Source organism: Algivirga pacifica, from assembly GCF_039543525.1.
Lineage (GTDB): Bacteria > Bacteroidota > Bacteroidia > Cytophagales > Flammeovirgaceae > Algivirga > Algivirga pacifica.
This window is the reverse complement of record NZ_BAABJX010000011.1, coordinates 34,099-55,531: the sequence shown is the minus strand read 5'-3', so window position 1 is coordinate 55,531 and position 21,433 is coordinate 34,099. Positions and strand designations below refer to the sequence as shown.

At 40.5% G+C, this 21,433-nt stretch carries 16 protein-coding genes; 12 read left to right on the top strand and 4 right to left on the bottom strand.

Translation table 11 applies throughout. From position 1 onward, the window contains the following. Nucleotides 1-271 precede the first annotated feature (271 nt). Nucleotides 272-2,527, top strand: a complete 2,256-nt coding sequence (locus tag ABD985_RS03010) for an FUSC family membrane protein (protein WP_345369088.1) — start codon at nucleotides 272-274, stop codon at nucleotides 2,525-2,527. Here the strand turns inward: ABD985_RS03010 and ABD985_RS03005 are convergent, their stop codons facing one another. Together ABD985_RS03005 and ABD985_RS03000 are read right to left on the bottom strand one after the other, a co-directional pair. After that, nucleotides 2,528-3,787 carry an asparagine synthetase B gene (locus ABD985_RS03005; RefSeq protein ID WP_345369087.1) on the bottom strand — a complete coding sequence of 420 codons (1,260 nt, stop codon included), beginning with the start codon at nucleotides 3,785-3,787 and terminating at the stop codon, nucleotides 2,528-2,530. Between the two features lie 361 nt (nucleotides 3,788-4,148). Further along, nucleotides 4,149-4,961, bottom strand: coding sequence for a DUF1338 domain-containing protein (locus ABD985_RS03000; RefSeq protein ID WP_345369085.1), 813 nt, complete (start codon nucleotides 4,959-4,961; stop codon nucleotides 4,149-4,151). A 158-nt stretch (nucleotides 4,962-5,119) separates the two neighbouring features. Between ABD985_RS03000 and ABD985_RS02995 the strand changes: the two genes are divergently transcribed. From ABD985_RS02995 to ABD985_RS02975, 5 genes are all read left to right on the top strand, one after another. Further along, a complete protein-coding gene (locus ABD985_RS02995) occupies nucleotides 5,120-5,593 on the top strand; it encodes an Lrp/AsnC family transcriptional regulator (RefSeq protein WP_345369083.1) in 474 nt (157 codons plus the stop codon). Nucleotides 5,594-5,658: 65 nt separating this feature from the next. Next, nucleotides 5,659-6,561 (top strand): DUF5675 family protein, encoded by a 903-nt coding sequence (locus tag ABD985_RS02990; RefSeq protein ID WP_345369081.1) that lies wholly within the window; start codon nucleotides 5,659-5,661, stop codon nucleotides 6,559-6,561. A gap of 110 nt (nucleotides 6,562-6,671) precedes the next feature. After that, the gene (locus ABD985_RS02985; RefSeq protein WP_345369079.1) at nucleotides 6,672-8,825 is read left to right on the top strand and encodes a 7TM diverse intracellular signaling domain-containing protein; all 2,154 of its coding nucleotides are present in this window, start codon (nucleotides 6,672-6,674) and stop codon (nucleotides 8,823-8,825) included. 243 nt (nucleotides 8,826-9,068) lie between these two features. Beyond that, complete coding sequence (locus ABD985_RS02980) at nucleotides 9,069-9,371, top strand: hypothetical protein (RefSeq protein WP_345369078.1); 303 nt, start codon at nucleotides 9,069-9,071, stop codon at nucleotides 9,369-9,371. Further along, a complete protein-coding gene (locus ABD985_RS02975; protein WP_345369076.1) occupies nucleotides 9,372-9,983 on the top strand; it encodes a hypothetical protein in 612 nt (203 codons plus the stop codon). A 173-nt stretch (nucleotides 9,984-10,156) separates the two neighbouring features. On the opposite strand, the gene ABD985_RS02970 is transcribed toward ABD985_RS02975, so the two are convergent. Continuing rightward, nucleotides 10,157-11,740, bottom strand: coding sequence for an ArnT family glycosyltransferase (locus tag ABD985_RS02970; RefSeq protein WP_345369074.1), 1,584 nt, complete (start codon nucleotides 11,738-11,740; stop codon nucleotides 10,157-10,159). Between the two features lie 154 nt (nucleotides 11,741-11,894). On the opposite strand from ABD985_RS02970, the gene ABD985_RS02965 reads away from it, so the two are divergent. The 3 genes from ABD985_RS02965 to ABD985_RS02955 all read left to right on the top strand — a co-directional run bounded on the left by ABD985_RS02965 (nucleotide 11,895) and on the right by ABD985_RS02955 (nucleotide 14,386). After that, nucleotides 11,895-12,842 carry a glycosyltransferase family 2 protein gene (locus tag ABD985_RS02965; protein WP_345369072.1) on the top strand — a complete coding sequence of 316 codons (948 nt, stop codon included), beginning with the start codon at nucleotides 11,895-11,897 and terminating at the stop codon, nucleotides 12,840-12,842. Further along, complete coding sequence (locus ABD985_RS02960; RefSeq protein WP_345369071.1) at nucleotides 12,799-13,674, top strand: lysylphosphatidylglycerol synthase transmembrane domain-containing protein; 876 nt, start codon at nucleotides 12,799-12,801, stop codon at nucleotides 13,672-13,674. The genes ABD985_RS02965 and ABD985_RS02960 overlap by 44 nt, the downstream gene beginning before the upstream one ends. 235 nt (nucleotides 13,675-13,909) lie before the next feature. Beyond that, nucleotides 13,910-14,386, top strand: a complete 477-nt coding sequence (locus ABD985_RS02955; RefSeq protein WP_345369069.1) for a hypothetical protein — start codon at nucleotides 13,910-13,912, stop codon at nucleotides 14,384-14,386. Between the two features lie 559 nt (nucleotides 14,387-14,945). Here the strand turns inward: ABD985_RS02955 and ABD985_RS02950 are convergent. After that, nucleotides 14,946-16,118, bottom strand: a complete 1,173-nt coding sequence (locus ABD985_RS02950) for an MFS transporter (protein ID WP_345369067.1) — start codon at nucleotides 16,116-16,118, stop codon at nucleotides 14,946-14,948. Between the two features lie 114 nt (nucleotides 16,119-16,232). On the opposite strand from ABD985_RS02950, the gene ABD985_RS02945 reads away from it, so the two are divergent. The 3 genes from ABD985_RS02945 (at nucleotide 16,233) to ABD985_RS02935 (ending at nucleotide 20,575) form a co-directional block, all read left to right on the top strand. Continuing rightward, nucleotides 16,233-16,823, top strand: coding sequence for an RNA polymerase sigma factor (locus tag ABD985_RS02945; RefSeq protein ID WP_345369065.1), 591 nt, complete (start codon nucleotides 16,233-16,235; stop codon nucleotides 16,821-16,823). A gap of 93 nt (nucleotides 16,824-16,916) precedes the next feature. Beyond that, nucleotides 16,917-17,891, top strand: a complete 975-nt coding sequence (locus ABD985_RS02940) for a FecR family protein (RefSeq protein ID WP_345369063.1) — start codon at nucleotides 16,917-16,919, stop codon at nucleotides 17,889-17,891. 101 nt (nucleotides 17,892-17,992) lie between these two features. After that, the gene (locus ABD985_RS02935) at nucleotides 17,993-20,575 is read left to right on the top strand and encodes a carboxypeptidase-like regulatory domain-containing protein (RefSeq protein ID WP_345369061.1); all 2,583 of its coding nucleotides are present in this window, start codon (nucleotides 17,993-17,995) and stop codon (nucleotides 20,573-20,575) included. Nucleotides 20,576-21,433: the final 858 nt, after the last annotated feature.

Genomic DNA, 21,433 nt, shown 5'->3' with positions numbered 1-21,433 from the left:
GCATTCCCAACAAGCTCTAAATAGTCTCGGATGAAATTCATGACCATGAAGGCCGTTTTATACAATAAGGTCTAAATAAAGGTAAAATTATAAACCTTTTAATACAAAGAAAGAGGGCCTTGACAGAAGTCTTTGTTTTAATAAGCTTCAACCTATTACTTTAGAGTGAAAGAAGTAGTGTACAGCAAAAAGAAGGTATTTATTGTGATAGCGAGCAGTAAATATTTTTTTAATCAAAGAAGTCGCGCTTGTAAAAAATAGCGAATAATAGATGAACAGACAGTCAGCACAACAATTTTTGCATACCAGGTATTTTAATTTTGGGGCTCGTATGGCCTTGGCGATAGCAGGACCATTGGTTTGGTGTTTTTATCAAGGAACTTTGGATATAGGAGTGAATATAGCCTTGGGAGTTATTGCAATAGGCCTTTCTGACACAGCAGGGTCATTTGCACAAAAACTAAGAGGACTTTCATTCGCCAACCTGTATTTGTTTTTGGTGAGTGTTGCTGTAGGTATATTGACTCCTTATGCCGTTCCGTTGCTGATTCTTTTATTCATATTGAGTTTTTTCTTTGGGATGTTTGCCCTTTTTGGTGGACGAGCAGCTAATATAGGTAATGCAGCTTTGATCGGTGCTACGTTTTCTTTGTCGCAGGTGAATGATGTGACAGGCGCCTTTATCTTTTCTTCCTACATGTTGTGCGGAGGGGTTTGGTATATGCTTATGGCTTTGTTTTTTTGGCGTATTAGTCCTTATCGTGTTGCACAGCAGACGTTAGGAGCCAGTGTTGAAGAGGTAGGGAAGTATTTGATTTTAAAATCAACCTTATTTGGAGAAAGTAAATTCAAGGAGCAGATCATTCGGGAGTTAATTGACCAGGAGGTAGAAGTAGCTCGTCAGCAACAAGGTAGTCGTGAACTTTTGCTGGGGAGGCGCTCAGCAATAGAAGGAACCTCCAGAGTAGGACGTGCATTGGTACATATCCTACGGAATACGGTAGATATATTTGAGGCTTCCATGGCCAAGCATTATTCTTACGATGAGCTTTATCGGTTTTTTAGGGAATATCATGTGTTGACTTATTATCAGGATTTACTAGAGCATTTAGGGAGTGAGGTGCAGGCTTTAGGACAGGCGGTGTCCGCTCAAAAACAATTTGTTTATCAGAAAGAGAAAACCAAATCTTTGATAGAAGCATTGGATGAGGCAGTAAAACGCTTGAAAGGACAAACGTTGACACAAGAGAATATATCTTATTTTGTGGCCCTTAATAATATTCTCAGGAACTGTAAGTATTTACACAGGTTGGTAGAGCAAACAAGTCGCTATACGGCCTTGGAGGATAGAGATCTGGAGCTAGAGACGGGAGTTATGGATTTATCTTACTTCTTGCCTAAAAGTAATATAGGGTGGACGAGATGGGCGATGAACTTCAACTTGAAGTCCGCCTATTTCAGGCATAGTATTCGTTTAGCAATTTCTGTGTGTCTGGGATACTTGCTGAGTATGCTGCTCCATTTGGAACAGGGATATTGGGTGGTATTGACTATTGTTGTTATTCTGAAGCCAGATTACAGTACTACAAAACAAAGAAGCTTACAGAGGGTGTTGGGAACTGTCATAGGAGGCGTGGTGGCTATTTTTATGATGCAATGGAACCCTCCAGAAGAGTTGATTATTTTCTTAGTGGTATTTACGACATGGGGTACTTTCTCCTTTTTAAGTTACAACTATACCTTGGGGGTTATATTTATTACTCCCTTTGTATTATGGCTTTTCTACTTAGGAAATACTTCTTCTGTATACTTGGCCTCAGTACGTATAGAGAATAGCCTTCTGGGAGGAGGAATAGCTTGGTTAGCCAATTATTTTATTCTTCCTAATTGGACACACCTCCGGTTAAAGGAGTTTATGCTTTTAGGGGTACAAGCCAATATCAATTATTTTGAAGCTGTAGTTAACTTCTATAGCGATAAGGAGAGTTCCTCAGAGGAATATAAGCTCAGACGAAAAGATGTACATATTCATATCACTAATCTGATGTCCGCTTTTCAGGGTTTATTGAAAGAGCCGTCAAGGAACAAGACCTTTACGTCCTTAACGTATGACTTTGTTGTCATTAATCAGTCCTTGGCTGCTCATATTGCTACCTTGGCGATTTATGGTCCTCGTTTAAGGGGGAGGTATCAGTTGAGTATTCTTGATAAGTTAAAGCAGGAGGTGACAGATTCCTTACAGCTTTCTCTTCAATATCTACGTGGGGATGCTCAAGGAAACGTATTGGCGGGGGAGAGAGGGAGCCAGTTACGAGAGTTTTCAGGAGAAGTGGAGCGATTGCTAGAGTTACGATGGGGAGAATTGAATACTGGAGAAATGCCTGAGGAAAGTGTTAAAAAGAAATCTCATGACCTGTCTCTAATCAGGGATCAGTTGAGGTATATCTTTGAAAATGTGGAGGACTTACTTTTCATTTCCCAAAAAATAGGGGCCCTTTATGAGAATAAAGAGCCCCGAAGAAATTGATCAGGTTTTTTGTTTCTTTTTCTTAGCTGCTGGAAACAGAATGTTATTTAGAATAAGACGATAGCCTGGGGAGTTGGGGTGGAGGTTAAGGTCTGTTGGTTCCTCTCCTACGAAGTGACGATAGTCCTCTGGGTCGTGTCCTCCGTAGAAGGTCCAGGTGCCTTTACCAAAGGTGCCGTGGATATATCTTGCTTCTTTTGCTTCCTTATTTTCTCCCATAACAATCACATCCTTTTTTATCAAATGATTTTTGAATGCAGTGGTTTGCCCCATAAATCCTTTAATCAGTTTTTGATGGTTTTGGGTGAGCATAGTTGGAATAGGGTCCCATTTGGCAGAGAAGGTAAATAACTTGAAGAAATCATTTCCTTCCCTTAGTCCTCTTTCATAAGACTGATTATCAATTTCAGAATATTCGTATTGATAAGGGTCAAGCTTTAGCTTGAAGTCCTCAAAGGCAAATGTATTGCTGTAATTTAATTTGCTTTGGGCGTTAGGGTCAGGAGCGTCTCCATCATACATATAATCACAGATATCCACTCCGTCTGCAGCAAGGGCAATGTCATAGGTGTCTGTGGCGGAACACATCGCAAATAAGAACCCTCCTCCTGCACAGAAGTTACGGATCTTTTTGACCACAGCCCCCTTTAGTTGAGAAACCTTTTGAAAGCCATGTTTACGGGCAGATTCTTCAAACTGCCTTTGAGCTTCTTTATACCAGTCTTCTCGCCCGTAGGTAGCATAAAACTTTCCATATTGCCCAGTGAAGTCTTCGTGGTGTAAGTGAAGCCAATCATAGCGTGGAAGTTGCTCTGTCATGACATCATCGTCAAAAATGATGTCATAAGGAATTTCTGCATAGGTAAGTACCAAGGTGACTGCATCGTCCCAAGGCTGTTTGTTGGGAGGAGAGTATACGGCTATCTTAGGTGCTTTTTCCAGCTTCATGACATCCATATTGGCTTCTGGATTTTCGATAGCCTTTTTAATATTAAGGGCCTCGGCATCGGAAATGACTTGATAACTGACACCTCTTATGATTAATTCGTTTTCAAATGCTTGAAGGTATTCAAACATAAAGCTTCCACCTTTATAGTTGAGTAACCATTCAGCAGACTCTTCTTGCTCAAGTACCCAGAAAGTGATTCCATAAGCTTTTAGATGATTTTCTTGCGTATCATCCATAGGGATCAATAAATAGTTGGCATGAAGTGGGAGGTGTGTAATAAGGGTGATAAGGATTAAGAATAGTTTCTTCATAGTGGTTTGGGATATGACCTGAGTGGCCTTTAGAGATAGTTGGTGTGTGTTTTAATCTCAATATGTAAAAGCCTGTAACCTAGAAAACTTCAATAATAGCTGAGATAAAATCTATGTTTTGTATACATAGAAAATGTATACTAACAGTTTAAGCAATTGAGAGACGATATTCAATATGTAAACTGTGGCACTTTATAGAGAACATTGCATGCTTTAAGCTTATTAGCAGAATACAAATTTTCAGATAACAGGTAAGGAAAGAAAGTGATTAAGCGAGTAAGGTATAATGCAAAAAAAAGGAAGCCGACAATGATATGTCGACTTCCTGTACACTTGAATATTGGCTAAGTGTAATTTCGTCTTATGAAGACTGTACCGTTACGTTGGTACTTTCAAAGATCTTGTCTGCAGAAGAAGCTACAAACCCGGAGAATAATTCACCGTCAGCTTTAGGGTAACGCTTTGCAAACTCGTAGTAGCAGGCAGGGATTTCATACGTGCCTTCTACAAATTCGATTGACAGCTTGTCAGCCAAAATGCTCGATTGCTCCAATAGTTGCTCAGGCGTACCTTTGATCTCCCCACCAGAAGCATTCATCTTGAATCCGTTGTCTTTTAATAGTGTGTTCACTTCCTCTACACTATCAAAATGCTGCAACGGGTTGATGTATACTGTAAAGTGGTTGGTACAGAAACCATATACGTACATCCATGCCGCATACTCTGACTCTTCCAATAGACGTTGGTAAACTCCGTAAGAAGGTTTTCCCCAAAGACGTCCTTTGAATGCTAGCTCTTTTGGATCGATGTCATCAACACCTGAAATCGCCATACAAGAGTCTACAATTTCTTGTAGGTACTCACTGCATTGTTCCAATCTCAGTTCACTGATGAAGATTCTAGGAGCATTTTTGTCGGTTTTGTGTTCGTAGTGCTTTGCGAAAAGTTTTTTCGCCTCAAAAACATACTCACCTTTTGCTTCGTACCCACATGCCAGGAATGCCTCAGACATTTTATCAACATTAACCCTAGGGTCGTTGAATGTTCTCAGGGCGATGTGGTCATTTTCGACTGTTTCACCTTTGTCCAAGAATAGTTGATGGACCTTTTTTGCTGAGGGCGCCAGTTCTACGTACTGTTCCCATAGCTTCTCGAGTAATTGATCTTTGTTCATGTTACTGCTAATTGTCAATATGCGTTGATTTCACCGTAAAGATAGTCAGTATCACTTTTTGTAACCTTAATAATTGAGGTGTTTTTTATTTTTTTTATAATTTTGTGTCAATATGTGTATGGTAAACTTTTGTTAAGCGTTAAAATGACACTTTTTTAATGGAAAATCAATCAATGGACTATCCAATAGACTACACAGACCGCCAAATCATCAAAGAACTTTTACGAAACGGAAGGAAGTCTTACTTACAAATTGCTCGTGATCTAAATATATCAAACTCCTTGGTGCATCAAAGAATCAATAAGATGATGGATGCCGGGATTATCTCTTCTCCTAGTTTAGGAATTGCTCCTCAAAAGCTAGGATGGGCATGTTGTGCTTTTGTGAATGTGATTGTCAAAGAAGGTAGAATGGTGAAGCAGGTGATCGAAGAGCTGAAAAGTATAGAGGAGGTGGTTGAGTGTCATTATGTTAGTGGAGGATATACCTTGATTCTTAAAGTATATACCAAAAGTAGTGAGCATCTTAGTGCGCTCTTAATGAATACGCTAACTAATATAGAAGGAGTGGCCTCTACAGAGACCAATATTGTTTTTTCTACTTCATTTGAGAGAAATGTGCCCATAGATTAATATTGAAACCATAAATATTGATATTTTAGGGAAATCATTGTTGCATTCTAATACTATATTAAAAAATGAAAAAAGCGATTCTGCAGAGAAATGATTACCTGACCAAAGAAACCTTGGGTGAACTAGTATTACTAGACGAGGGAGGATTGGAACTTTTTAGGTGTAAAACCTTAGAATTGCCATGGCTTGATAACCAAAATAGAATCTCTTGCATTCCTACTGGACAATACAAAGCCGTTTTTAGAACCTTCGGGAAATACGCTAACCGTTCGTTTCATATACAGCAGTTAGACGGAAGTGAGGTGCCAGGTAGGGCAGGTATATTGATTCATACGGGTAATTTTTATACCCATACCAAAGGATGTATTCTTGTGGGAGCATCTTATGGACACTTAAAAAGAAGACAGGATGGAAAGATGGTCGATGATAACATCTTGGATATCCTAAGTTCAGGACCAACGTTTGAAGCCCTGTGCGCCGTGGTACCAGAACAAGAGTTCTTGCTAGAGATTAAGGGAACACAACCTCCTTTGGCAATCCCTACCCCAGAAGCGGAAGAGGAGGAGTTATACCGTCCGTTTGAACCTAACGATAAGGCGGTGGTAAGTGTATCTTCTTATCTTAATCTAAGAGAGTCGCCCAATAAGGATGCGTCGATCTTGTCTCGCCTGAAAGATGGAACCTCTGTGGATGTACTGGAACTAGAAGGAGGATGGGCGAAAGTATTTACGGTTGCAGTCCAAGGTTGGGTGTCCGGAGACTATGTCGATAAAGATGGAGAAACAGGAGTAGTAGCCACTCAAGGAGGCAATCTAAATGTCCGAGAAAAAGCAGAGGCTTCTGCGGAACTGGTAGATCGCTTGTCCAAAGGGACAGAAGTGAAGATACTGGAGGAAAAAGAGGGGTGGTATAAGATAGCGGCAGGAGCGCTAGAAGGATATGTTTATGGTGAATACCTTTCCAAATAAAGTAAAAGGTAAAAGGTATAAAGTAAAAGGTGAAAAACCATAACCTCTTACTTTATACCTTTTACCTCTTACTTTATACCTCTTACTTCTTACCTTTTACCTTATATTATATGAATTGCGTTTATAAGTTCCTGTGGGGGATTTTACTCTATTTTTACTTATCTACAACCCTCTTGGGACAAGAGACAGCATCCGTATTGCTTGAGCATACGGACAGGGTTTATGCGGTTGGAGGAAATACTACTTACTTCATTACCTTGGATGAAGGTTTAGAGGTTTCGGAAGTGATGCGACTTCATCAGCAAGGGCAATTTATAGCTTCGGGGACTGAGTATCTTAATTTTGGAGATCAAAATGCGATCGTTTGGTGTGCAGTTACTTTGGATAAAAAAGTTGGAAACGATCAGCAATGGCTGTTGGAGGTAGGAGCTGAACATGCCGAATCTATACAGCTGTACTATACTGATGAGAAGAACGCTATTTACTTTGAGGAATTAGGTTTGTCCAAGCCTTTTAGTCATCGGGCAATGCCTTTGGCAAATATGCTTTTTAGACTACCTGGATTTCAAGGAGAGAAAACATTTTTTTTCAGGATAAAGTCAGACTTTCTTCAGTTTCCTGTTGAGGTAGGAACGGCCACCGCTTTTTTAGAGAAGCAACACCGTAAAGACCTGTTTTATGGAGCCTTTTATGGTATTTTACTATTTATGGCGATGTATAATATGTTCCTGTTTTTCTCAACAAAAGAAAAAATATATGCCATCTATGCGGTTTACTGCATTGTTGTAGGGTTATTTAATGCTTACCTCACAGGACATGGAGTGGAGTTTCTATGGCCTAATAATACTTGGTCGGCAACCAAAGGATCTATTTTATCTGCTTTGCATGGCATTTTTACACTGGTGATGGTCCTTTATTTTTTGGAGATCAAAAAGCACCTGCCGTCAGTGTATAAGTTATTTCTGATTTGTTTGGCTGTTTTCGGCCTTTCTATGGTAATAGGTCTTATGGGGGTGAAAGTTGTCGCTTCTACTATAAATCAGATCAATTCATTTTTCTTGATGGTCTTGGTGATCTATGTATCCATTTATGCTATTGTTAAGGGGTATAGACCAGCAATGTTATTTTTAATTGGATGGATTACCTATATGTGGTCGGGAATGTTTTTCGTCTTTGGCACACAAGGTATTATTACGTATACAGGATTCCACGATTATATATTGCAGGTGAGTTTTTTGGTGGAGTTAATATTCCTTTCGTTGGCCTTTGGGTATAAGCTTAATCTCTATAAGAGCAGTTCTGATAGAGCACAATTACAACTAATACAGTCTATTAAAGAGAAAAAAGCGCTCGTAGAACAGCATAATGTTCATTTACAAAAAGAAGTAGCTGTACAGACAGAAGAGTTGAGAAGTGCCAATGAAGAATTATCTATGATTCTGGATACCGTAGAGCAACAAAAGGCCTTGATTGAAAAGAAGAGTAAAAGCTTAACAGAAAGTATTAATTATGCCAAAAGAATACAGTCTGCAATCTTACCTTCTCAGGAGCGATTGAAAGAATACTTGCCGGAGCATTTTGTATTGTACTTACCAAAAGATACCGTAAGTGGAGACTTTTATTGGGTAAGAGAAGTAGAGGGAAAAGTCGTTGTAGCCGTAATGGATTGTACTGGACATGGAATACCAGGAGCTTTCATGTCCCTGATAGGAAATAGCCTTTTAAGGGAGATTGTCCTGCAAGGAAAGGAAACGAGAGCAGCCCAGATTATTTATCAACTGAATAGAGGAGTCAAAGAAATACTTAGCGTACAAGAGACTGGTGTACTGGATGGGATGGATGTTTCTATTTGTGTTATCGATCCTCAGGAAGGAGTATTGACTTTTTCAGGCGCCAAACAAGCCTTAATGTATGTTGAAGATGGAGTGCTTCATGTATTGAAAGGCAACCGCTTTGTGGTTGGAAGTAGCAATGAAGCGAATATACCTCCTTTGAAGTCTTATCGTATGTCCTTAGATAAGGAGCGTACTTATTATTTATGCAGTGATGGATATGCCGATCAATTCGGGGAAGTGACCAATAAAAAGTATTTCCAAAAACGATTGAGAGAATTTTTCCTTTTGATTCATCAGGACAAGATGGAACTGCAGCAAAAGAAACTTTACGATAATTTTCAAAACTGGAAAGGTAACTTAGCTCAGTTAGATGATTTGCTGGTGATGGGCTTCCGTTATACGAGGAAGAAGATACAGGAAAGAGAGTAATCCACAGAAGAAATCACCCCTCAAGAATGTTCATAATGTTTAGGTGAGCTTCGCTCGTTCATGATGTTTAGTTGTTGAATTTTAGTTCAAATATTTTACACTACTCACAAATCATGTGATAGTCACTAAAGGTGAAATTTAACTAAACATCATGAACGAGCGAAGCTCACCTAAACATTATGAACACAAACTTAGCCTGCTTTTTAGATTAAATTATTGATGATTAATTATAATAATAACCTTGTGAACTTAGAATTTGAAACAATCCCATTTGAAGCTTACGATGGATTCAAGTGTAATTTGAAACGTGTGATTACAGAGAAACCATCCACGTTAGGTCCACTACTTTTTGTACACGGGTCAGGTGTACGGTCTAATCTTTTTAATGCGCCGAATGAAACCAATATATTGAAAATGGCTTCAGCGGCAGGGTATGATGTGTGGGTAGAAAACTGGAGGGCGAGTATTGAGTTTGAGCCTAATGAGTGGGACTTGGATACTGCAGCTATCAATGATCACCCTGCGGCAGTAGAGAAAAACAAATAGATGCAGACTGCTAGTGAAATAATTAGTGAAGATTCCCGTGAGGAACAAATCGCACAAACAGGTATCCTGTTTTCCGAAACCATGAGTGGTATGTGTCAATGGAAGCCACAATACACAGTACAAGAAGAGCAGTCTTCTTTAGCTATAACAGTGGATGTCTGTATCTCAAACCTTGATCAATGGAATGATTCAGCTATAAGTTATAAAGGAACATTCGAAGGGACGGTTCGTATAGGGAGTTGGAAAGGTAAACTCACAGATGGAAGTGTCAGCTTATTTGACAAGGATCATTCAGGAAATGCTTCTAAGGTAATGTATTATGGACTCTCATTTGAAAAAGAAGGAGAGCAATATACGCTGGAAGGGAAGAAGTACTTAGGCAACAATATCCTAAAGATGTGGTGGGAAACAACCACTTTAAAGGTTATCATTAAAAACGAACAGCAAGTGGTCGTAGGAGAGGGGACTTTAAGACTATCTCCACAGGCTTTTATGAAGCAGTTGTCGACTATGCGAGCAGTAGTTCCTTCCAACAAGCCTGCGAAGCGACTGAAAGTATTTTCAGCTTTTATTGCCGGCTTTACCATAAAACTACTGACAGCATATAGGTAGGGGCAGTTTTTAATTTTCAATGATTAATTTTCAATTATCAATATATGATAGCAATTAGAGCGCTTCTGAATCAGTGTTCCAAATAGGCTCTTATATCCTGAGCGAAAGCTCAGCAAATAAATGAAAATTGAAAATTGATCATTGAAAATTAACAACCCCTGCAATAGCAATTTTTATAGTGAAGTATCCTTGCTCACTATAAACACCATCATCGTCTTTCGCTCAAAAGGATCGATTTTTTCATAGATCAATTCCAGGTCAGGAAAGACTTCCATTAAGGATTTAGCGTTTCGCTTTTCTGAAATTAAGTATCCTTCCGGATGTTGAGCGAAATAGTTGGATAATTCCTCCTTGGTTTCCAGCTTTGGAAGCGTCTTTTGGAGGTTAAAAGGAAGTGCCTGATTCATTCGTCCATAGTAAGCAAAGGTGCGAGTAGTATCCAGTTTGGCTAATCCATCGACGACAGGAGTTTGCTGATCCATGGCAGGAAGAACGACATAAGTCGCGACTTGGGAAAGTAATAGAAACCCAGCGACCATACTATAGATACTAAGTGTCTTATATCCTTTATAATAGTTGGATAAGGCTATGATGGCCGATATACTTAACACAGAGAAGTAAACACTAAGGTGCTTGATATCTTTTAGGACAGGGTCTTGTCCCAACCCTATGTATAAACCAATCGGAAGAATAACCATGATGCTGGTATAGCTCCATAAGATAATGCTGTCGGTTTTTGATTTTCCTTTCTGTAAAAAGTAAACGACATAATAGCCAATCAAAATACTGACAAAAGGATAGCAAGGTTCCGGATAAGTAGGAAGCTTGGTTTGGGACATGGAAAAGAAGACTACAAATACTCCCATCACCAATAGTGCAAACAATAGGAGAGGATTGGTGCTACGCTCTTTCCATGCTTTGATCGTTCCTTGGATCAGAAACAATGATAGGGGAAGCAATCCCGCCAATACGATGATTGGGATAATGATAAAGCTACCACCGTGCCCTTCCATGGTAGAGGTGAAGCGCCCAACATTGTGATTGAAGAAAAACTCTTGCAGCCATAGCCCATCCGTTTTTAAGCCAACCATGATATACCAAGGCAGGGCAATGATCAGAAATAATAGACTACCCAAGGGAACTTGTAAACGCAATAAAACAGGTATACTTAGTTGTTTAGTGAAAATAAGATAGAGTAGAAATACCAATCCCGGTAGCGCAATAGCCACAGGTCCTTTGGAAAGAACTGCGAATCCCAAGGCAATATAAATAAGGAAGATATGTCCCTTGTGATTCGTTTCCAAGCCACTGATAAAGGAAAAAAGTCCAAGAGTGACAAAGAAAATCAGAAATGGATCCGGTACGGCCAAATGAAACTGTAAAGCAATTTGTAGAGAAGAAAGAAGTGTTAATCCACTAAAAAAGGCCACTCGCTCATTGAGCAGTCTTTTGGTAAAAAAGAAAGTGGTCATCACAGTGAGAATCCCCATGATACCAGAAAAAAAACGGGCCCCAAAAGGGTTGACCCCAAATAATTGGTATCCTAACATCATAAACCAATAATGCAAAGGAGGCTTGTCAAAGCGCAAATCTCCATTGTATGTAGGAACAATCCATTCTCCGTTCGTTAGCATTTCTCGGGCACATTCGGCATTGCGAGCCTCATCGATAATGTAAATAGAGAAGCCCCAGGAGTTTGCAAAAAATATAACAATACTAATGAGTAGTAAAGAACCAGCAGTCCAGGTTAATTTCATTATTTAAAAGTTGTTAGAGCGTTTATTTTTGTCTTTATTGTACTATTCTCGGGTATAATATCTTTTTTCGAAGAGGAATAGTGCTGTAAAAAAGAGAAAAATTACCTAAACTCAAAGAAACAACTAGAACCTAAACTATAAAAATACAGGGAATATGCATTTATCTGTAGTGATTACATTACTCAATGAAGAGGATAATATTGCGCCATTGCTGGATAACATTCACCAATCTTTAAAAGGATATGATTACGAAGTCGTATTGGTTGATGATGGTTCTACAGACCGTACGGTAGAACGTATCAAAGAACTGGCTAATGAGCGGGTAAGGTTGGTTATCTTATCTAAGAATTTTGGACAAACCACGGCGATGGCTGCGGGAATTGACCAGGCAAGAGGGACTTATATTGTGACCATGGATGGGGATCTTCAAAATGATGCCTCAGATATTCCGTTGATGCTGGATCGACTGGAACAGGAGAACATGGACGTAGTGGCGGGAATTCGAGCTAAGCGTAAAGACGGTATGCTACTTAGAAAGCTCCCTAGCAAGATTGCTAACGGTTTGATTCGACGTCTCACAGGGGTTTACCTGCACGATTATGGCTGTACGCTAAAAGTATTTAAGAAAAATATAGCAAAGAACTTAGGACTTTACGGAGAACTACACCGTTTCATCCCGGTATTGGCGCAGATCCAAGGGGGACGCATGATGGAGATGCCGGTTAAGCACCATGCCCGTATTCATGGAGCGTCCAAGTATGGATTGGGGCGTACCACCAAGGTGATGACAGACCTTATCTTAATGGTTTTCTTGCAGCGTTACCTACAGAAGCCTATTCATTTGTTTGGAGGGCTGGGGTTGCTGTCTGGATTTGCAGGAGGGGTGATTAACCTATACCTTCTGATTGAGAAATTGATGGGAGCGGATATCTGGGGACGTCCACTGCTTATCTTGGGAGTGACCTTGATCTTGGCAGGGATACAATTCTTTTTCTTTGGATTAATTGCTGAAATTCTGGTAAGGATTTACTTCGAGTCTCAACAGAAAAAAACCTACTATGTTAGAGAAGTATTTAACCCCGCCGCAGAAGAAGCTCATTAAATTTGCGCTCAAGTTATTGTTGACCATAGGGGCCGTTTACCTGGTTACCCAAAAGATAGAAATGGATAAAGCCTGGGAGGTGCTCAAAGGAGCATCGCCTTGGGCTTTATTCGTTGCTTTTCTATTTTTTAATTTTTCCAAGATTAGCAGTGCCTTTCGATTACATCTCTTCTTGAAGGCGATCGATATAGGGGTAACTGCACTTCTGAACCTGAAGCTATATTACCTCGGAATGTTCTATAACTTATTTCTTCCCGGAGGAATAGGAGGAGATGGGTATAAGATTTTCTTGCTAGGAAAATGGTATACCATACCGCGTACCAAAATTTTTCAGGCCCTATTGCTGGATCGACTAAATGGCATGATGGCCTTAGGGATTTACGCTTTATTATTGATTACTTTCCTGGGATATGACATGGGCTATCCGTTATGGGCAGGCCTAAGTTTGTTCATAGCCATTATTGCTTACCCAATCTTTGTGGTAGGCAGTCGATTAATCTTCAAAGCCACCGCCAATCCCAACCATAAGGCCTTCCAATGGTCCTTGCTGGTACAGCTTTTTCAACTGCTTTGTGCCTATTTCATTCTGCAAGCCTTAGGAGTTGATGAATACATTCCAGAATACCTTACGCTCTTCCTGATCTCTTCGATTGTCGCCATTATCCCTTTTACAGTAGGGGGCGTAGGAGCCCGTGAGCTGGTCTTTATCTATGCTGCAGCCTATACAGGGATTTCAGAGGAAAAGGCCGTAGTCTTTTCGATGTTGTTCTTTATGATTACGGCGCTGAGTTCTTTTACGGGAGTGGGGATGAAAGTGGAGGAGGGAGCTTAAGGAGAGGGTTATATTTAGGTAGATATATCATTGCAAGCCTCTTGTACGGCCGCGCCATTGGCGCGGCCGTACAAGAGGCGGATTTGTATGGTCTATAGCCCTTGTAGGCTTGTATTAATAAAAGAAAGCGATGGTATCTTTCTCCTGTCCTTTTTAACTTAACGGAATGTAGCAACTCCAGAGCTTATAACCCACCTCAAATCAAAATGTTATACCCCATAATCAATTATAAATAATGAAGCATATTCTATTATTTTTATCACTAATATTCTTTAAACAAACAGTTACTTTTGCTCAAACTGATAGTAGTTTTTTATATTTCCCAGATACCATAAGTATTACAAGCTTTCCAGTTGAAAGAATTGAAATTCAAAATGTACCTCAATCTTTTGAAAAGGGATACTTGAAGTATAATTTATTATTAGACTCAAATTTAACTGTAAAAAAATATCATTTAATAGGTGTGCTAGTAATATTAAAGAGTAATGAGAAAATTCTTTTAAAGAATATAAATAATTACAAATCAGGTGATTCCTCTGTTGAGGGAAAACATTACATTCCTTGGGAATATGTACCAGCATTTATCAGTAAAAATAAAAAGTATTTTAATTGGATAATTGAAAATACAGAACTTAGATATTCTTTATCATTAAAATCGTATCCTGATGAAATGAGTTACACTTTACATATACCTTTTTATAAGAAAGAGTAACCCTGTTCATTTATAGCATATTTGAATAGACAATATCAATGGGTTTACTAACCTTCCATTTTTTTACAAACATATTTGTTGGTGCAACCATTACATGGCGTGATTATCTTGTACCCAAAATGACGAAAGTCCAAGGACATCTTTGAACTAACATACTTTTGCGTTCCATTCCTAGCAAAGATAACTGAATTGTATGCTACTCAAACCCTGAAAGGGTGATATCACATAGGGGCGGATTTCAATCCGTCACTATACGGAATATGACGGATAAATATTCAACCTTAATCAACCCTAGGCGGAGATGAGGATTATTATAACGTTGGTTATTTATTCAACCTCCATTTTTCACTCATACCACCCGAGCGTGGACGCTCGGCGAAAGCGCTTTTAGGTCTTATCATTACATGACGTGGCTGAGCCTAAGACCAGTGTCGGGGGAATATCACCCATTACACGGTGTCCCCGTCGGGTAATCCTACAATATTACCTATTCCTTTTTACCCAAGCCTGTCCGTAGGGGCATTCCTGCAGGAATACCCCTACGGACAGGATCTGGCAATCAAACATTCCCCCTCCTCAAAGCCACCACCCCCAACAACGGACCTATAGCAAGAAAAGCAAAACCATAAGTGATCATGCCCTCTTCTTTCAGGTAGTTAAGCCATTGAATACTTACAATGGTGATGGCAAACCCAATACAGTTGACAATCGTTAGGGCCGTTCCCTTTGTAGCTGTAGGGGCATTGTTGGCAACCAGGGTGGAGAATAGGGGAGAGTCTGCGACAACAGTCATTCCCCAGATGAATAGGTAAAGGATAAAGATCGACCCAGAAGGGACCTGCAGCATGAATGGAGAGAGCAAGCAACATACCCCGGAACTGATCAAGGCTATTAAGGCGGTGCGTTGTGTCCCTATGACACTAGCGATATATCCCCCGATGACACAGGCAATACCGCCAATACCGATGATGCTAAAAGAGAGTAAGGGAATATTCCATTGAGCGGTGACAGGATGATGCTCTTGGTAAGTACTTAATAAAAGAGGGACAAATGCCCAAAATGCGTAAAGCTCCCACATATGTCCAAAATACCCGAAGGCGGCAGAACGAAACGAAGGATTGGTGAACACCTTGAAAAAAGCTAAGAGATCGACGGCCTGACTGCGCTTACGGTAGGGGCCATCCGGAACCAATAAGTATAAACAGGTACCACCTAAGGTGGCTAGCGCCGTCGTAATCCATATCACATATTCCCATGAAAATCCAACGGTCAGTGTTTTAAGGAAATGCGGAAAGGCAGTGCCTAACACCAATGCTCCTACCAAGAAGCCTAGGGATTTCCCTAATCCTTTATCAAAATAGTCAGCGGCAATTTTCATCCCTACAGGGTAAATACCTGCCAGAAAAAATCCTGTCATAAACCGTAAGAACAGCAGACTCCAAAGGGTATGTTCTTCCCATAATATTGACACATTAAAACCTGCGCCTAGTAGTGCACAACCCATAAACACCAGCGATGGAGAAAATCGATCGGAAATAGTCAGTAAGGCAAACAATAAGGTACCCATAATAAAACCTAGTTGTACGGCAGCGGTAAGGTGACCTAAGCTTCCTTCTGGAAGTTGAAAAGTGATAATTAGTTCGTTGATTACCCCATTGCCCGCAAACCAAAGGGACGTACAGCAGAACTGTGCAAGGACAATGACCGTTAAAAGAATTCGTTTGTTTTTCATGGCGTATAAGTGAACGCTAAAATATCATTAAATATTACTATCTTTTTCTCGTTATAGTATAAGACCCGAACCGAAAGGTTTGTTTTTATTTTTATTCAACTTAACCTTTTCCTGATGACCACGGACAGGGAACTATGGAACCAATTAAGGAGTGGAGAAGAAACTGCACTCAAAGAAATTTTCTCACAATACATTCAACTGCTATATAAATATGGCTACAAGTGCTGTCAGGATAGTGCTTTGGTAGAAGATGCCATACAAGACCTTTTCTTGAGGCTCTGGGAGAAAAGAAGTACGCTGGGGGAAACAGATGCAATTAAGTTTTACCTGATGTCTTCCTTGAAGCGAGACCTGTATCGTAGGATGAGCAGAAATAAGAATGTTTCTCTGGAAGAAGAGCATCAATCGATAGACTTTGTACTTGATTTTACGGTAGAAGACCAGATAGTTGCTGCTGAGGGAGATCGCATCAACAAGCAAAAGCTGGAGAAAACACTCAACAGTTTATCCAAACGACAAAAAGAGGTGATCTATCTACGCTTTTATTTAGAAATGAGCCCTGAAGAGGTGAGTGAGCTGATGCAGATTAGTAATCAGTCGGTAAGGAATCTCCAAAGTGAGGCGTTAAAAAAGATGAAGTCGGAGATGGGAGGAAGTGCCTTACTCTATTTTTTACTCTTTTTTTCAGTACAAAAGTGGTCCTGAGGTATTTCCTGAATAGGAATTGCCAAGAGACGTATCGTTGAAGGAATAGAAACGATAAGCAATAAACAATAAGCGATAAACCTAAACATAGAGATGAATTTCTCCATAGATAAATATTTAGATAATCCTGATTTTTGTGCCTGGGCCTTGGGAGATGAAACCCATAAAGCCTATTGGGAGCAATATATACAGGAGCACCCTGAGGAAAGGGAGGCGGTCATGTACGCCAAAAAGGTATTATGCCAAGGCGTAAAGGTAGAGGAAAGGGAACTGTCAGCTGAAAAAGTAACACAACTCTGGGGACGTATCGAGCAAGGTAGGCAGGGTACTTCTAAAGCCATTCCCAAATCCAGAAGTATCACTCCTTGGTGGACTTCAGTGGCGGCAGCATTATTGGTGATGGCTTTGGGAATAGGGTATTGGCTCAATCAGCAATCGGCATTGGTGACTATGCAAGCGTTGGCCATGGAACAAAAACAGGTGAAACTTCCCGATGGTTCTGAAGTTATGCTGAATGCTTATTCTACTGTGGAATTTTCCGAAGACGATTGGGAGAATGACCGTCGGGTGACCCTTCAAGGGGAAGCATTCTTTAAAGTGAAAAAGGGAAGTACCTTTTCAGTGGAAACCCCTCATGGAGAAGTGTCTGTACTAGGAACATCTTTTAATATCTATACCCGTGATAATGACTTTAAGGTCGTTTGTTATACCGGAAAGGTACAGGTAGCCTCCAAAGGTCAGAAGGAAATTCTAACCAAAGGTGAAAAGGTGGACCTGACAACCAAAGGTAAATTGCAGAAGCAGTCTACCCCTCAAAACCATGAAGAACCTGCCTGGATTTCGGGAACCTTTGATTTTGAACAGCAGCCATTGATACAGGTATTTGAGGAAATAGAGCGACAGTTTGGCGTCGAGATCAATGCCGAGAACCTGGGTCTTTCTACACGTTATTATACGGGGACCTTTATGAATAATGATTTGGAACTGGCCCTTTTAGTTGTACTAAAACCAATGGGGTTGTCTTATCAAGTAGAAGGGAAGAAGGTTCAAGTGTTTGAGAAGAAGTAGCATGTTGGGGTTTATCGTTTATTGCTTATCGTTTATTATTAATTATAAAGGGTAAGCGATAACCAATAAGCGATAAACGAAACCAACTACAAGGAAAATATATGATTATCAAGACTATAAAGCTTACCATTGCGCTCTGTATATTATCTACTGTTTTTCTACAGGCACAAGAAGCTATTATCCCAGTTTCCAAATGGAGTGGGGATTATCGTAATATACCTTTAGAAACCGTTTTTAGGGAGCTAAAACAACAAGGATATTATGTGTCATACGACCCTGAAAAAGTTAAGGAGATTAGTGTAACGATTTCTTTTCAAGAACTGGAGATCAAAGAAGCAATACAGCAATTGTTATCTTCCACACCCCTTTCATTTGACCTGATTAATGGAAAACATGTGGTGATCTATCGAAAAGATGAAGCGCCTCGTGTGACCCTTAAACAATATGTTCTGGATGCGGAGACGAAGGCCCCCTTGCCTTTTGCAATGGTAGCTATGCAGCAGGAGCAAAAAGGAATACTGACAGGAGAAGATGGTAGCTTTACCTTATCGCCAAGGAAGACGGATACCCTGAGTATTCGGTATGTGGGGTTTCAGCCTGTGCAGATTGCTGTGCGTGATTTTATGGGTGATGCTCCCATTCTCTTGCGTAAATCAGTCTTGCAGATGGAGGCGCTGGAAGTTTTGGAAAAAGATTCTTTGGAAGGATTCTCTTCTGAAGGACAAGCTTCAGCAGTGAAGGTGGAGAAGTCCGTCGTTTCTGGGTTGGCAGCCGCTACAGAGGATAATGCCCTCTATGCCTTACAGATGTTGCCGGGAGTAGAACGGACGGGAGGAGGAGCGTCTTTACAAGTAAGGGGAGGAACTGCCGACCAAAACCTCACCTTGGCCGATGGGTTTACCGTATTTCAATGGGAGCATTACTTTGGGCTTTTCAATGTTTTTAATCCTGCAGTAGTTGATAGCCTGACATTATTAAAAGGAGGGTTTGATTCCCGATACGGCGCAAGGGTATCCAGTATTTTAGATATTCATTTAAAGGAGCCCTACTTTCAACGGGTAGAGGGGGAGGTGAGTTTGCAGTTACTTCAAGCCAGTGCTAACCTATCATTTCCTATTGTAAAAAATAAATTATCCTTGCTTTTGGCGGGCAGAACATCTCATCCATTATGGGGGAAACTGACTGCTGACCTTACGGAGGAGGAAGTTATGCTGCGTCCGGCAGATCGTTACGACCAAGGAACGGCTACCGGCGATTTTTATGTGCACCAGCTTCGTCCACAAACGACTTATAATGATTGGAATGTAAAGTTACTATGGAGGCCCCATACAGATCACCTATTGACCTTAAGTGTCTTGGGAGCAGAAGATCATTTCAGAAGTCAGTTAACTACAGCTCCCCAAAATATGAGTGCTGTCAGGCAGTATACTTCTTGGGATAGGCGACATTGGTCTAACACAGGGGCTAGTTTAAGCTGGTTGTCTTTTCACCCTTTAGGAGAGTGGCATGTTCGGGCTTCATACTCTGGTTTTAAGCAGCGGATGGAGCGGGAAGAACGATTTCGTCGCAGAATATTGCCTGAAAATACTCGGATGAACCGGGAGTACCAGCATCTTGAAGAGCTTTCTTTCAAACCAAAAATATTGGTGAATACCCCCGTTGGTCTTTTAGATGCAGGGGCTGTGCTTCAACATAACCAACTGGATTATACCCTGATCAAAAGGGATCAACTTCAAGAAAGTGAGCAACTATCAGCAGCGACGTCTACGGGTGTATTTGCCCAGTTAATGCCTCAAATAGGAGAGTTATCCTTAAAGGTAGGAGGAAGAGGGTGGTATTATCAGCCTACCGGAAAGTGGTATTGGGCCCCTCGTTTGTCAGGAGAGCTAGGCAACCAAGAACAATGGATAAGGGGAAAGTTTGCCTTGGGAAGGTATTATCAGTTCATGCATCAGATATCGGACCCTTTAAGTAATGATATGCTATGGTTGCTTTCGGACGATATCAATATTCCTGTCCTCCAGTCCGATCATTTAATCGGAGGAGTAAATATTGGAAAAGGAAAAGGCCGATTGGATGCTGAGGTATACCTAAAAAGAACCAATGGCGCCATTTCCGATATAGCTTTCCGTAGCCCAGAGTACCGTAACCTATTACAAGGAACAGGCCTTTCGAGAGGGGTGGATGTTTTTTACGAATGGAAAGGGAAATATATCGACTATTATGTTGCCTACGCGATCAACCACAGAAAAAGGCGTTACAATGCCGAAGTACATGAAGATGCCCTAACCAACTCATGGCAGTTGGCCAGTACCTATCACTATAAAGCCTTTTCTATAGGTGCAACCTGGAACTGGAGCCGCAATGATTACGAGATCAGGGGACTTCCCGAACGGGCCACTGAAGATCGACCATTGCTTCAATTAGCCTTGGAGCCATTTGATATCCCCGTGTATCATCGACTGGATCTTTCTTCCCAATATCATTTCTCAATAGCCAAAAAACTAGACGCCAAAGTAGCACTCACTGTATATGATGTGTATGACCGAAGGAATCTGGAAGAGCGACAGTTGCAATACGTTCCTTATTATGATAAGACCTTGATTGCCCGAAAGGAATTTATTTTGACAGACATTTATCAGACGGGAATGCTAACAAACTTATCATTTAGCGTACGTTTTTGATTGTTCATATTGTTTAGCTTCGCTCGTTCATGTTGTTTAGTTGTTTGTCTCTAAATACTGGTTGTAGTGTGGACGCTATGACCACATTCCTAATACTAGTCTTAGGGTCCTCCCTAAGACTCCCTGCCCTGATCTTAGGCTCATTAAGTTTGAATATTTATCCGTCATATTCCGTATAGTGACGGATTGAAATCCGCCCCTATGTGATGTCACCCTTTCAGGGTTTTATGATATAATCCCGAAGGGATGACATCACATAGAGGTGGGTTTATTAAGGTTGAATAATTAACCGACATAAATGTTTCCCTCAACTTCGCCTAGGGCTAAAGCCCCAGGCTCTTTAAGAAGTGCCACTTCGTGGCGAGCTATTCTAGCGTATACTGCAAAAAAGATTGAATTGATAACCGCAAAGCGGTATCTCTAAAAGAGCCTGGGGTTTTAACCCTAGGCGAGGGTGGAGATAACTACTGTGTCGGTTATTTATTCAATCTTAATCAACCCATCTCTTCACGTAAGAAGTGTGTCGGTTAATTATTCAACCTCCCCCGCCCTAGTCTTAGGCTCTAGCCTAAGACCTACAAGCGCTTTCACTGAGCGTCCACGCTCGGCTTTTCTTATTATGACAGACTACCGTTTTATAAATTATTGGATCATAGTCTTCTTGCCGTGAGGCAAGAAGCAATATGTTGCGATAGGATCGAAAACAGCCTATTTGCACCTAGTGCTTTATATTAAGTATTGATAACGAATGAGTTACCGTTTTAGAAAAATACTCCCCCCATAATTATTACATATCGCTCCTGATTAAATTAGCTTTTCCTAACTCCTAACTCCTAACTCCTAACTCCTAACTCCTAA

Bases quoted from the DNA above. Each gene is read 5' to 3' on its own strand.
- ABD985_RS02990 (WP_345369081.1), top strand. From the start codon at position 5,659: ATGAAAAAAGCGATTCTGCAGAGAAATGATTACCTGACCAAAGAAACC.
- ABD985_RS02975 (WP_345369076.1), top strand. From the start codon at position 9,372: ATGCAGACTGCTAGTGAAATAATTAGTGAAGATTCCCGTGAGGAACAA.
- ABD985_RS02995 (WP_345369083.1), top strand. From the start codon at position 5,120: ATGGAAAATCAATCAATGGACTATCCAATAGACTACACAGACCGCCAA.
- ABD985_RS03000 (WP_345369085.1), bottom strand. From the start codon at position 4,961: ATGAACAAAGATCAATTACTCGAGAAGCTATGGGAACAGTACGTAGAA.
- ABD985_RS02940 (WP_345369063.1), top strand. From the start codon at position 16,917: ATGAATTTCTCCATAGATAAATATTTAGATAATCCTGATTTTTGTGCC.
- ABD985_RS02965 (WP_345369072.1), top strand. From the start codon at position 11,895: ATGCATTTATCTGTAGTGATTACATTACTCAATGAAGAGGATAATATT.
- ABD985_RS02945 (WP_345369065.1), top strand. From the start codon at position 16,233: ATGACCACGGACAGGGAACTATGGAACCAATTAAGGAGTGGAGAAGAA.
- ABD985_RS03010 (WP_345369088.1), top strand. From the start codon at position 272: ATGAACAGACAGTCAGCACAACAATTTTTGCATACCAGGTATTTTAAT.
- ABD985_RS02985 (WP_345369079.1), top strand. From the start codon at position 6,672: ATGAATTGCGTTTATAAGTTCCTGTGGGGGATTTTACTCTATTTTTAC.
- ABD985_RS03005 (WP_345369087.1), bottom strand. From the start codon at position 3,787: ATGAAGAAACTATTCTTAATCCTTATCACCCTTATTACACACCTCCCA.
- ABD985_RS02935 (WP_345369061.1), top strand. From the start codon at position 17,993: ATGATTATCAAGACTATAAAGCTTACCATTGCGCTCTGTATATTATCT.
- ABD985_RS02970 (WP_345369074.1), bottom strand. From the start codon at position 11,740: ATGAAATTAACCTGGACTGCTGGTTCTTTACTACTCATTAGTATTGTT.
- ABD985_RS02960 (WP_345369071.1), top strand. From the start codon at position 12,799: ATGTTAGAGAAGTATTTAACCCCGCCGCAGAAGAAGCTCATTAAATTT.
- ABD985_RS02955 (WP_345369069.1), top strand. From the start codon at position 13,910: ATGAAGCATATTCTATTATTTTTATCACTAATATTCTTTAAACAAACA.
- ABD985_RS02950 (WP_345369067.1), bottom strand. From the start codon at position 16,118: ATGAAAAACAAACGAATTCTTTTAACGGTCATTGTCCTTGCACAGTTC.